This is a genomic window from Pigmentiphaga sp. H8 (genome assembly GCF_003854895.1).
GTDB lineage: Bacteria > Pseudomonadota > Gammaproteobacteria > Burkholderiales > Burkholderiaceae_B > Pigmentiphaga.
This window is the reverse complement of the sequence record NZ_CP033966.1, coordinates 5,269,221-5,280,523: the sequence shown is the minus strand read 5'-3', so window position 1 is coordinate 5,280,523 and position 11,303 is coordinate 5,269,221. Positions and strand designations below refer to the sequence as shown.

General features: G+C 67.5%; 12 protein-coding genes. All 12 read left to right on the top strand.

The features are described 5' to 3' along the window. Positions 1-27 precede the first annotated feature (27 nt). The 12 genes from EGT29_RS24915 (at position 28) to hisD (ending at position 11,299) form a co-directional block, all read left to right on the top strand. The gene (locus EGT29_RS24915) at positions 28-1,497 is read left to right on the top strand and encodes a glutamate synthase subunit beta (protein ID WP_124691518.1); all 1,470 of its coding nucleotides are present in this window, start codon (positions 28-30) and stop codon (positions 1,495-1,497) included. A gap of 369 nt (positions 1,498-1,866) precedes the next feature. Next, positions 1,867-2,709, top strand: a complete 843-nt coding sequence (locus tag EGT29_RS24910) for an ABC transporter ATP-binding protein (RefSeq protein ID WP_124691517.1) — start codon at positions 1,867-1,869, stop codon at positions 2,707-2,709. Continuing rightward, positions 2,709-3,494, top strand: coding sequence for a lipid asymmetry maintenance ABC transporter permease subunit MlaE (gene mlaE / locus EGT29_RS24905; protein ID WP_124691516.1), 786 nt, complete (start codon positions 2,709-2,711; stop codon positions 3,492-3,494). The genes EGT29_RS24910 and mlaE overlap by 1 nt, the downstream gene beginning before the upstream one ends. Positions 3,495-3,578: 84 nt before the next feature. Beyond that, positions 3,579-4,097, top strand: a complete 519-nt coding sequence (mlaD, locus tag EGT29_RS24900; RefSeq protein ID WP_124691515.1) for an outer membrane lipid asymmetry maintenance protein MlaD — start codon at positions 3,579-3,581, stop codon at positions 4,095-4,097. A gap of 16 nt (positions 4,098-4,113) precedes the next feature. Continuing rightward, positions 4,114-4,899 carry a VacJ family lipoprotein gene (locus EGT29_RS24895; RefSeq protein WP_124691514.1) on the top strand — a complete coding sequence of 262 codons (786 nt, stop codon included), beginning with the start codon at positions 4,114-4,116 and terminating at the stop codon, positions 4,897-4,899. Positions 4,900-4,907: 8 nt separating this feature from the next. Continuing rightward, positions 4,908-5,573: a phospholipid-binding protein MlaC gene (locus tag EGT29_RS24890; protein WP_238160191.1), complete on the top strand. Its 666-nt coding sequence runs from the start codon at positions 4,908-4,910 to the stop codon at positions 5,571-5,573. Between the two features lie 219 nt (positions 5,574-5,792). Further along, on the top strand, positions 5,793-6,782 hold the full coding sequence (locus EGT29_RS24885) for an ABC transporter ATP-binding protein (protein WP_124691513.1): 990 nt from the start codon (positions 5,793-5,795) through the stop codon (positions 6,780-6,782). After that, on the top strand, positions 6,779-7,636 hold the full coding sequence (locus tag EGT29_RS24880) for an ABC transporter permease (RefSeq protein ID WP_124691512.1): 858 nt from the start codon (positions 6,779-6,781) through the stop codon (positions 7,634-7,636). Before EGT29_RS24885 ends, EGT29_RS24880 begins: the two co-directional genes overlap by 4 nt. 4 nt (positions 7,637-7,640) lie before the next feature. After that, positions 7,641-7,886, top strand: a complete 246-nt coding sequence (locus EGT29_RS24875; protein WP_124691511.1) for a BolA family protein — start codon at positions 7,641-7,643, stop codon at positions 7,884-7,886. Further along, complete coding sequence (gene murA / locus EGT29_RS24870) at positions 7,886-9,166, top strand: UDP-N-acetylglucosamine 1-carboxyvinyltransferase (protein WP_124691510.1); 1,281 nt, start codon at positions 7,886-7,888, stop codon at positions 9,164-9,166. The genes EGT29_RS24875 and murA overlap by 1 nt, the downstream gene beginning before the upstream one ends. Next, a complete protein-coding gene (gene hisG / locus EGT29_RS24865) occupies positions 9,163-9,852 on the top strand; it encodes an ATP phosphoribosyltransferase (protein WP_124691509.1) in 690 nt (229 codons plus the stop codon). The genes murA and hisG overlap by 4 nt, the downstream gene beginning before the upstream one ends. 133 nt (positions 9,853-9,985) lie before the next feature. Next, complete coding sequence (gene hisD, locus EGT29_RS24860) at positions 9,986-11,299, top strand: histidinol dehydrogenase (protein WP_124691508.1); 1,314 nt, start codon at positions 9,986-9,988, stop codon at positions 11,297-11,299. The last annotated feature ends 4 nt before the right edge of the window (positions 11,300-11,303 follow it).

Sequence of the window (11,303 nt, the reverse complement as noted above, 5' to 3'; positions counted from 1 at the left end):
TCCAAACAGGATAGTCAGGAAAGAGCCATGGGTAAGGTCACCGGATTTCTGGAATACCAGCGTCTGCAGGAAGCGGCGCAAGCGCCCGAGCAGCGCGTCAAGCACTGGAAGGAATTCGTCCTTCATCTGAACACCGAGCAGGCCAAGCAGCAGGGCGCCCGGTGCATGGACTGCGGCATCCCGTTCTGCACGAACGGCTGTCCGGTCAACAACATCATTCCCGACTGGAATGACCTGGTGTATCGCCAGAACTGGAAGCAGGCCCTGGCGGTGCTGCATTCCACCAACAATTTCCCCGAGTTCACTGGGCGCATCTGCCCGGCGCCCTGCGAAGCGGCGTGTACGCTCAACATCAACAGCGACGCCGTCGGCATCAAGTCGATCGAGCACGCCATCATCGACCATGGTTGGGAGCACGGCTGGGTCGTTCCCGTGTCGCCCAAGGCCAGGACGGGCAAGAAGGTGGCGGTGGTCGGCTCCGGCCCCGCCGGGCTGGCCTGCGCCCAGCAACTGGCGCGCGCCGGGCATGAAGTGACGGTGTTCGAGAAGAGCGACCGCATCGGCGGGCTGCTGCGCTACGGCATCCCCGACTTCAAGCTGGAGAAGTGGCAGATCGACCGCCGCATGGCGCAGATGGAGCAGGAAGGGGTCGTGTTCCGTCCCTCGACCTTCGTCGGCCGGGCCGAGGACGCCAAGGCCCTGGGCATTTCCGCCTCGGTGAAGACCCCGCAGGAGCTGCAGGCCGAGTTCGACGCCATCGTCGTGTCGGGCGGCTCGGAAACCCCGCGCGACCTGCCCGTGCCGGGCCGCGAGCTCCAGGGCGTGCATTTCGCCATGGACTTCCTGCGCCAGCAGAACAAGGTGGTGGCGGGCGACAAGCTCAAGGACCAGATCATGGCCACGGGCAAGCACGTCATCGTGATCGGCGGCGGCGACACCGGTTCGGACTGCGTGGGCACCAGCAATCGCCACGGCGCGGCCTCCGTCACGCAGTTCGAGGTCATGCCCCAGCCGCCGGTTGCCGAGAACAAGGACCTGACCTGGCCGTACTGGCCGCTGAAGCTGCGGACCTCCTCGTCCCACGAGGAAGGCGTGGACCGCGACTGGGCGGTGTCGACCAAGACCTTCAAGGGCAAGGGCGGCAAGGTGACGTCGCTCGTGGCCTGCCGCGTCGAATGGGTACGCGGCGACAACGGCCAGATGAAGATGGCCGAGGTCGAGGGCTCCGAATTCGAGCTGCCCGCCGACCTGGTGCTGTTCGCCATGGGCTTCGTGTCGCCGGTGCAGCAGGTGCTGGAAGCCTTCGGCGTCGAGCGCGACGCCCGGGGCAACGCGCGGGCCAACACCGACGACTACCGCACCAACGTCGACAAGGTCTTCGCGGCCGGCGACATGCGGCGCGGCCAGTCGCTGGTGGTCTGGGCCATCCGCGAAGGCCGCCAGTGCGCGGCCTCGGTCGATACCTTCCTGATGGGGGCGACCGAGCTGCCTCGCTGAATTAATGATCGCTTAAAAGCATCGTGCCACCATGCCCCGAGTCGTCCGGCCGGACCTCGGGGTTTTTTCATGGGGATATACGGGCCAGCCGGGCGTTTGTTGTAAAAAACGTAAACCGGCGCGAGGCGCCGTGGTTCATAATCTTCACTCTTCCATGGGCCATGCTGGCCGGGATCCGGCGCGCCATGGACAGGACGATCATGCGCCGCCGGCAAATCGCGGTACATGAGCCGGGGACAAAACCCGCTGCTGCCTAAGGGTTAGCACGGTGCCCAGGCGTGCTGCTGTTAGAATCCCTCGCTGGATTCCTCTCGAACCCACCGGTTTTTTGCAAGCAACGCCCATCTTTTCAACTCTTCTTGCCTCTACATGCCTGATTCGGCACGATCTACGCATTCCCCTACCGATGTGGCGCTAGCCTTCGACGGCCTGTCGGTGGGCTATGGCGACCGTGTCATCCTGCGGGACGTCGACATGCAGGTCCGCCGCGGGCAGGTGGTGGCCATCATGGGCGGCTCGGGGTCGGGCAAGACCACGCTGCTGCGCGCCGCCACGGGCCAGTTGCCGCCCCAGGCCGGCAAGGCGCTGGTGCTGGGCGAAGACATCGGCCAGTCGTCGGGCGACCGCCTGTTCGACCTGCGCAAGCGCATGGGCGTGCTGTTCCAGCAGGGCGCGCTATTCACGGATCTGGACGTCTATGAAAACGTGGCGTTTCCGCTGCGCGAGCATACGTCCATGACCGAGCAGGAAGTCCTGGAGCGGGTGTTGTCCAAGCTGGACGCCGTGGGCCTGAAGGCGGCCGCCTTCCTGCGCACCTCGGAAATCTCGGGCGGCATGGCGCGCCGGGTCGCGCTGGCGCGGGCCGTGGTGCTGGAGCCCGAGTTGATCCTGTATGACGAGCCCTTCGCCGGCCTGGATCCCATTTCCATGGGCGTGACCGCCCAGCTGATCCGGACCATGACCGACCGGCTGGGCTGCGCCTCGGTGCTGATCACGCACGACGTGCAGGAATCCTTCCACATCACCGACCAGGTCTATCTGCTGGGGCGCGGCACCATCGTCGCCTCCGGCACGCCGGCCGAGCTGTCCGCGTCGCAGGATCCGTTCGTGCACCAGTTCCTCCACGGCGAGCCCGACGGTCCGGTGGCTTTCCAGTATCCCGAGACGCCTGCCTACCAGGCCTGGCTCGAGCGCCAGCGGAGGGTGCGCTGATGGCCCTGACCCGTTTCCTGATCTCGGTGGGCGCCGGTACGCGCGCATCGCTGGTCGGCCTGGGCACCTTTGCCCGGTTTTTCGTCGAATTGCTGTTCAAGAGCGGCACCGCGCTGCGCCGTCCGCGGCTGGTGGTGCAGCAAATCCACTTCATCGGCAACTATTCGCTGGTGATCATCGCCGTATCGGGCCTGTTCGTCGGCTTCGTATTGGGGTTGCAGGGCTACTACACCCTGAATCGCTACGGCTCCGAACAGGCGCTGGGCCTGCTGGTCGCGCTCAGCCTGGTGCGTGAATTGGGGCCGGTCGTGACCGCGCTGCTGTTCGCCGGCCGGGCCGGGACCTCGCTTACCGCCGAGATCGGCCTGATGAAGGCAGGCGAGCAACTGTCGGCCATGGAAGTCATGGCCGTGGATCCCGTGCGCCGGGTGCTGGCGCCGCGCTTCTGGGGCGGCGTGATCGCCATGCCGCTGCTGGCCGCGGTGTTCTCGGCGGTCGGTATCCTGGGTGGCTGGGGCGTGGGCGTGCTGCTCATCGGCGTGGACGACGGCGCTTTCTGGTCGCAGATGCAGAACGGCGTCGACGTCTGGAAGGACGTGGGCAACGGCGTGCTCAAGAGCGTCGTCTTCGGCGTGGCGGTTACGCTGATTGCGCTCTACCAGGGCTATTACGCCAAGGCCACGCCCGAGGGCGTGTCGCGCGCGACCACGCGTACCGTGGTCGCCGGGTCGCTGGCGGTGCTGGGCCTGGACTTCCTGCTGACGGCCTGGATGTTCGGCAACTGAAAACGTGACGCGGCGCCCGCCGGGCGGCCGCTGCAAGCAATTGGCTAGGGACCCGCCGTGGGCGAGGTACCGGAGGAATACGAGATGTCGCGAGAAAAAGTCGATCTCTGGGTGGGAATATTCGTGCTGGTGGGCGCGCTCGCCCTGGTCTTCCTGGCGCTGAAGGCAGGCAACCTGCTAAGCGTGCTGTCGGTGGGCAAGACCTATGCGGTAACGGCCAATTTCGACAACATCGGGGGGCTCAAGCCCCGCGCGGCGGTCAAGAGCGCCGGCGTGGTCGTGGGGCGGGTGTCCAGCATCGCGTTCGACGACAAGATGTTCCAGGGAGTGGTGACGCTGGACCTGGATGCGCGCTACCTGTTTCCCACCGATTCGTCCGCCAAGATCCTGACCTCGGGCCTCTTGGGCGAGCAGTACATTGGCATCGAGCCGGGTGGCGACGACAAGAATTTCACCGCCGGCGACAAGATCCGCTATACCCAGAGCGCGGTCGTGCTGGAGAATCTGATCAGCCAGTTCCTCTACAGCAAGGCTGCCGAGGGCGGTAACAGCAAGCCGGCGGAAGGCGGTTCCGCGGGCTCGGCAGAACCCGCCGCGAAATGACGACGAGTGTAAGAAAATGAATAAGAAAATCCTGGCAGTGATGCTGGCCGCAGGGCTGGCGGGCTGTGCCACCGCACCGGAAGGGCGGCCGGCCGACCCGCGGGATCCCCTGGAGGGATTCAACCGCAGCATGTACAAGTTCAACGATACGGTCGACCGTGCCGTGCTCAAGCCGGTGGCTCAGGGCTACGTGGACGTGGTGCCGTCGCCGGTGCGCAGCTGCGTGCGCAACATGTTCGCCAACGTGGGCGACGTGATGTCGGCCATCAACAGCTTCCTGCAGAACCGGGCACCGGATGGCATCAACACTTCCTTCCGCGTGTTGCTGAACACCACCATGGGCGTGTTCGGCTGTTTCGATCTCGCCACGCAGAACGGCCTGCCTCGCAACAAGGCCGATTTCGGCCAGACCCTGGGTGTCTGGGGCGTCGGTTCCGGCCCGTACCTGGTGCTGCCGCTGCTGGGCCCCAGCACCGTCCGCGACGCGGGCGGCACGGCGGTGGACTTCCTGGCCGATCCGGTCGCGGTCAGCAACATCGACAACGTGCCCGTGCGCAATAGCGTCTATGGCCTGCGGGTCGTGAACGCGCGCGCCAACCTGCTCGAGGTGGGCAACCTGCTCGACCAGGTCGCGCTGGATCCGTATACCTTCACCCGGGATGCCTACCTGCAGCGACGCGCCAGCCTGATCCGCGGCGCCAATGGCGCGGAAGGCGCCCTGCCGGATTACTCGCTGCCCAACTACGACGACGATGACGATGCCGCGGCGCCCGCCCCGGCGTCGGGTACGCAGAAAAAGTAAGGATTTCCATGATTTCGCAAGACATGACGATGCCGGCGGCGGCCACGCCCCGGATCCTGAACTGGCTGGCGGCGCTGGCCGCCGGCATGGTGCTGGCCATCGGCGGCATGCAGGCTGCCCGGGCGCAGGGCGCCGGCTCGCCCGAATCGCTGATCCAGCAGGTCACGGGCGAAGTCCTGACCGCCATCAAGGCTGATCCCTCGGTGCAGTCCGGCAGCCCGCAGCGCCTGCTGCAACTGGTGGACCAGAAGATCCTGCCCTACGTCGACTTCGAGAAGACGACGCGGCTGGCCGCCGGCCGCTACTGGCGCCAGGCGACGCCCGAGCAGCAGAAGGCGCTGGTCAAGGAATTCCGCACCACGCTGGTGCGCACCTATAGCGGCGCGGTCTCGTCCGTGAAGCAGCAGACCGCCGTGGAGTTGCGTCCCTCGCACTATCCGGCCGACGCTACCGACGTGGTGGTGAAGACCGTGATCAAGCAGCCGGTCGGCGATCCCATTCCCGTCGACTATCGCATGGAGAAGGCGGGCCAGGGCTGGAAGATCTACGACGTCAACGTCCTGGGCGTGTGGCTGATCGAGAACTATCGCAACCAGTTCTCGCAGCAGATCGGCCAGAACGGCGTCGATGGGCTGATCAAGTCCCTGGCTGAGCGGAACGCAGCGTTTAGGTGACCCCCCCTACGCCCTTCGGGCGCCCCCCAGGGGGCGATGCGGGGGGACCGGCGGAGCCGGATCCACCGCATCCTGGGGGGCGCTACAGGATGGAGGGAGGGGTGTTCGTGCCCGTCTTGCCCATCCTCTATAATGAGGGATTGCCCGGCGTTTGCCGGGATTTGCGCTTTTTGGGGGCTGCGAGGCCCTTCCGGCGCGGTAGTGTTTTCTGATCAAGCCATGTCATCCGCCGTTCGCATCGAGCATGTTTCCAAGGTGTACCCCAGGCAGACCCGCCTGTGGCGGCGCATGGGCGCTGGCCAGGCGGTGGATGGGTTCCAGGCGCTGAACGATGTCAGCCTGGACATTGCCCAGGGCGAATTCTTCGGGTTGCTGGGGCCGAACGGCGCGGGCAAGACCTCGCTGATCGCGATCCTGGCGGGGCTGTCGCGCGCGACCACGGGCCAGGTGTCCATCTGCGGCTACGACGTCGTGTCGCAGTTCCGTGCCTCCCGGCGGGCGCTGGGCGTGGTGCCGCAGGAACTGGTGTTCGACCCGTTCTTCACCGTGCGCGAGACGCTGCGTATCCAGTCGGGCTATTTCGGGCTGCGCAACAATGACGCCTGGATCGACGAGATCCTGGAAAACCTGGGCCTGACCTCCAAGGCCGACGACAACATGCGCGCCCTGTCGGGCGGCATGAAACGGCGGGTGCTGGTGGCGCAGGCGCTGGTGCACCGGCCGCCGGTGATCGTGCTGGACGAGCCCACCGCCGGCGTGGACGTGGACCTGCGGCGCACGCTGTGGCAGTTCATCTCGCGCCTGAACCGCATGGGCCACACCATCCTGCTCACCACCCACTATCTGGAAGAGGCCGAGGAGCTGTGCGGCCGCATCGCCATGCTCAAGGCCGGCCGCATCGTCGCGCTGGACACCACGCGAGCGCTGCTGGCCAAGGTTGGCGGCTCGCGCCTGGTCCTGCACATGGGGGCATCGGGCTGGCCCGCGGGCAAGAGCCGCGCGCTGGACGAGCGGCTGGTGCAGCGCCAGGGTAACCGGGTGGTGCTGCGCCTGGACACCAGCACGGAGCTGGAGTCCCTGCTGGCGCAGGTGCGCACGGCGGGCGGCGCCATCGAGGGTATCGAAGTGCTGCCGGCAGACCTCGAAGATGCTTTCCTGAACATCATGCACGGGGGCTCCTCCTCGGCGTCGCTGGAGAAGGCGGCATGAGCGTTGTCGCACGGCCGCCCGAGGGCGCGACCACGAGTACCGGTTCCGAGACCGCCAAGCCGTCGGGTTTCGTCGGCTTGCAACCCAACCTGAACGCGGGCTCCGGCTTCCTGACGCTGTTCTGCAAGGAAATGCTGCGCTTCTGGAAGGTGGGGTTCCAGACCGTGGGCGCGCCGGTGATGACGGCGGTGCTGTACCTGCTGATCTTCGCCCACGTGCTGGAAGGCCGCGTCACGGTCTACGACACCGTGCCCTACACGGCCTTCCTGATCCCCGGGCTCATGATGATGAGCATGTTGCAGAACGCGTTCGCCAATTCCTCGTCGTCGCTGATGCAAAGCCGCGTCACCGGTAACCTGGTCTTCATGCTGCTGCCGCCGCTGACTCACTGGGAAGTCTTCTGTGCCTACGTGCTGGCGGCCATCGTGCGCGCCCTGTTCGTCGGACTGGGAATCTACGCGGTGTCGCTGTTCTTCGCCGCGCCGCATTTCGCCGAACCGCTGTGGATGCTGGTGTTCGCCGTGCTGGGTAGCGGCATCATGGGGGTGCTGGGGCTGATCGCCGGGATCTGGGCCGAGAAGTTCGACCAGATGGCGGCCTTCCAGAACTTCCTGATCATGCCGGCAACCTTTCTGTCCGGGGTATTCTATTCCGTGCATTCGCTGCCGCCGTTCTGGCAGGCGGTATCGCACTGGAACCCGATCTTCTACACCATAGACGGCTTCCGCTACGGATTTTTCGGAGTCTCCGACGTCACCCCCTGGCATAGCCTGGCGGTGGTCGCGGGGACGTTCCTGGTGGTGGCCGGGTTCGCGCTGCGCCTGTTGTCCACCGGCTACAAACTGCGTTACTGAAAGCATGACTCTTCCGACTCCGGAGCAGGTCCGGCAATACATCGTCGACGGACTGCCCTGTGAACATGTCGACGTGCAGGGCGACGGCCAGCACTTCGAGGCGGTCATCGTCAGCGCCGAATTCGCGGGCAAGCGCCCCATCGCGCGGCACCAGCTGGTCTATGCCGCGCTGGGCGAACGCATGCGGGAAGAAATCCATGCCTTGTCGATGCGCACCCTCACTCCCCAGGAATTCAAGGCGGGCAATTGATGGATAAGCTGCAGATCACCGGCGGCCGCCCCCTGCGCGGCGAAGTCGAGGTGTCGGGCGCGAAGAACGCCGCGCTGCCTTGCCTGTGCGCCGCGCTGCTGACCGCCGATCCGGTCACGCTCGAGAACGTGCCCCAGCTCAACGACATCGGCACCACGCTGCGCCTGCTGCGCCAACTGGGCGCGAAGGCCGAGCGCGCCAGCCAGCCGGGCGACCGGGTGGTGCTGGACGCCAGCCGCGTCGAGTCGCTGGAAGCGCCGTACGAACTGGTCAAGACCATGCGCGCGTCGATCCTGGTGCTGGGCCCGCTGGTCGCGCGCTTCGGCGAGGCCCGGGTCAGCCTGCCCGGCGGCTGCGCCATCGGCCAGCGTCCCATCGACCAGCACATCAAGGGGCTGGCGGCCATGGGGGCCGAGATCAGCATCGAGCACGGCTTCGTCGTGGCGCGGGCCAAGCGCCTGAAGGGCGCCACCATCCGCACCGACATGATCACGGTGACCGGCACCGAGAACCTGATGATGGCGGCCGTGCTGGCCGACGGGTTGACGGTGCTCGAGAACGCGGCGCGCGAGCCCGAGATCGTCGACCTGGCGGAATTGCTGATCAAGATGGGCGCTCGCATCAGCGGCCATGGCACGGACCGGATCGTGATCGAGGGCGTGTCCCGGCTGCACGGCGCCACCCACCGCGTCATGCCGGACCGCATCGAAGCCGGCACCTTCCTGTGCGCGGTGGGCGCGGCGGGCGGAAAGGTCGTGCTGCGCAACGCCGATCCGGCCAGCATGGGCGCCACGCTGGACAAGCTGGCCGAGGCCGGACTGGCCATCGAGTGCGGCCCCGACTGGATCGAGGCGGGCATGAATGGCCGGCCGCGCGCGGTGGGCTTCCGCACCCTGGAATATCCCGGCTTCGCGACCGACATGCAGGCTCAGCTGATGGCCCTGAATGCCATCGCGGAAGGAACCGCGGTCATCACCGAGACCATCTTCGAGAACCGCTACATGCACGTGCAGGAACTGCGCCGGCTGGGAGCGGACATCGAGATCGACGGCCACACCGCCGTGGTCAAGGGCGTGGCGGGGCTGTCGGGCGCCACCGTCATGGCGACCGACCTGCGCGCCTCGGCCAGCCTGGTCATCGCCGGCCTGGTCGCCGACGGCCAGACCACGATCGACCGCATCTATCACCTGGACCGCGGCTACGAGCAGATGGAGCGCAAGCTGCTGCAGCTGGGCGCCGATATCCGCCGCGTGGGCGGGTCCGGAGGGCAGGCACGATGAGCGCCTTCGCCCCGGCCGACCCGAACACGCCTATCACGCTGGCGCTGTCCAAGGGCCGCATCTTCACCGAGACCATGCCCCTGCTGGCCGAGGCCGGCATCACGGTGGTCGAGGACCCGGAGAAGTCCCGCAAGCTCATCCTGCCGACCAGCGACCCCGGCGTGCGCATCATCATTGTGCGTGCCTCGGATGTCCCCACCTATGTCCAGTACGGCGCCGCCGACCTGGGGGTGGCCGGCAAGGACGTGTTGATCGAGCATGCGGCCCAGCATCCGGGCGGCCTGTACCAGCCCGTGGACCTGCGCATCGGCAAGTGCCGGCTGTGCGTGGCCGTGCCCGAGGGCTTCGACTACGCCAGCGCGGTGCGCCAGGGCGCCCGCCTGCGCGTGGCGACCAAGTACGTGCAGGCCGCGCGCGAGCATTTCGCCGCGAAAGGGGTGCACGTCGACCTGATCAAGCTGTACGGGTCGATGGAGCTCGCGCCGCTGGTGGGGCTGGCCGACGTGATCGTCGACCTGGTGTCCACCGGTGGGACATTGCGGGCCAACAACCTGGTCGCGGTCGAAGATATCATGGACATATCGTCTCGCCTGGTGGTCAACCAGGCGGCCCTGAAGACCCGGCGACACCGGTTGCAGCCTCTGATCGACGCCTTCGCGCGCGCCAGCCTGGCCATGCCGGCCTGACCTGGCGGCATCCGCGGAGCGCTCGCCGCGCGGCCAGCCCGCCGCGCCATGCAGAGGCTGCATCGTCCATCGCCACGCGCCGCCGGCGCGGGGCAGGGCTGCCTTCCGGAAACCGATTTTGCAGAGCTAGCGTATGTCCCTCATCAACCGACTCGATACCCGTAGCGACGACTTCCGAACCCGCCTGCACGCGCTGCTGGCCTTCGAAGCGTCCGAGGACGCGTCCATCGAACGCGCCGTGGCCGACATCCTGCTGGACGTCCGCACCCGCGGCGACGGCGCGGTGCTGGAATACACCCGCCGCTTCGACCGCGTCCAGGCCGCGTCCATCCGCGAACTGGACATCCCCCGCGCCGACTGGGTCGCGGCCCTGGAGGCGCTGCCGCGCGAGCAGCGCGCCGCGCTGGAAGCCGCCGCCGACCGCATCCGGGTCTACCACGAGCGCCAGCGGGCCGAGACCTGGACCTATACCGAGCCCGACGGCACCGTGCTGGGGCAGAAGGTCACCCCGCTCGACCGCGTGGGCCTGTACGTGCCCGGCGGCAAGGCGGCCTACCCGTCGTCGCTGCTGATGAATGCCATCCCGGCCAAGGTGGCCGGCGTGGCCGAAGTCGTCATGGTCACGCCCACGCCCGACGGCGTGCGCAATCCCATGGTGCTGGCCGCCGCCGCCATCGCCGGCGTCGACCGCGCGATCGCCATCGGCGGCGCGCAGGCGGTGGGCGCGCTGGCCTACGGCACGCCGTCCATCGCTCCGGTCGACAAGATCGTCGGGCCCGGCAACGCCTATGTCGCCGCCGCCAAGCGGCGCGTGTACGGCACGGTGGGCATAGACATGATCGCCGGCCCCAGCGAGATCCTGGTCATCTGCGACGGCAGGACGCCGGCCGACTGGATCGCCATGGATCTCTTCTCGCAGGCCGAGCACGACGAGCTGGCCCAGGCCATCCTGCTGTGCCCCGACGCCGGCTACATCGAGCAGGTCGAGGCCGCCATCGCCCGGCTGCTGCCCACGATGCCGCGCGCGGACATCATCCGCACCAGCCTGGCCAACCGCGGCGCGCTGATCCTGGTGCGCGACCTGGAAGAGGCCTGCGCCATCGCCAACGACATCGCGCCCGAGCACCTGGAAATCTCCACCGCCGAGCCCGAGCGCTGGGCCGACCTGATCCGCCACGCCGGCGCGATCTTCATGGGCACGCACAGCTCGGAGTCGCTGGGCGACTACTGCGCCGGCCCCAACCACGTGCTGCCGACCTCGCGCACCGCGCGGTTCTCGTCGCCGCTGGGCGTGTACGATTTCCAGAAGCGATCGAGCCTGATCAAGGTCTCGGGCGCCGGCGCGCGTACCCTGGGCCGCGTCGCCGCCACCCTGGCCTACGGCGAAGGGCTGCAGGCGCACGCGCGCAGCGCCGAATACCGCCTGGACGACGGCAGCGCCTCGTGACGCC

Bases quoted from the DNA above. Each gene is read 5' to 3' on its own strand.
- mlaD (WP_124691515.1), top strand. From the start codon at position 3,579: ATGTCGCGAGAAAAAGTCGATCTCTGGGTGGGAATATTCGTGCTGGTG.
- EGT29_RS24910 (WP_124691517.1), top strand. From the start codon at position 1,867: ATGCCTGATTCGGCACGATCTACGCATTCCCCTACCGATGTGGCGCTA.
- hisG (WP_124691509.1), top strand. From the start codon at position 9,163: ATGAGCGCCTTCGCCCCGGCCGACCCGAACACGCCTATCACGCTGGCG.
- EGT29_RS24875 (WP_124691511.1), top strand. From the start codon at position 7,641: ATGACTCTTCCGACTCCGGAGCAGGTCCGGCAATACATCGTCGACGGA.
- EGT29_RS24880 (WP_124691512.1), top strand. From the start codon at position 6,779: ATGAGCGTTGTCGCACGGCCGCCCGAGGGCGCGACCACGAGTACCGGT.
- EGT29_RS24915 (WP_124691518.1), top strand. From the start codon at position 28: ATGGGTAAGGTCACCGGATTTCTGGAATACCAGCGTCTGCAGGAAGCG.
- EGT29_RS24895 (WP_124691514.1), top strand. From the start codon at position 4,114: ATGAATAAGAAAATCCTGGCAGTGATGCTGGCCGCAGGGCTGGCGGGC.
- EGT29_RS24885 (WP_124691513.1), top strand. From the start codon at position 5,793: ATGTCATCCGCCGTTCGCATCGAGCATGTTTCCAAGGTGTACCCCAGG.
- EGT29_RS24890 (WP_238160191.1), top strand. From the start codon at position 4,908: ATGATTTCGCAAGACATGACGATGCCGGCGGCGGCCACGCCCCGGATC.
- hisD (WP_124691508.1), top strand. From the start codon at position 9,986: ATGTCCCTCATCAACCGACTCGATACCCGTAGCGACGACTTCCGAACC.
- mlaE (WP_124691516.1), top strand. From the start codon at position 2,709: ATGGCCCTGACCCGTTTCCTGATCTCGGTGGGCGCCGGTACGCGCGCA.
- murA (WP_124691510.1), top strand. From the start codon at position 7,886: ATGGATAAGCTGCAGATCACCGGCGGCCGCCCCCTGCGCGGCGAAGTC.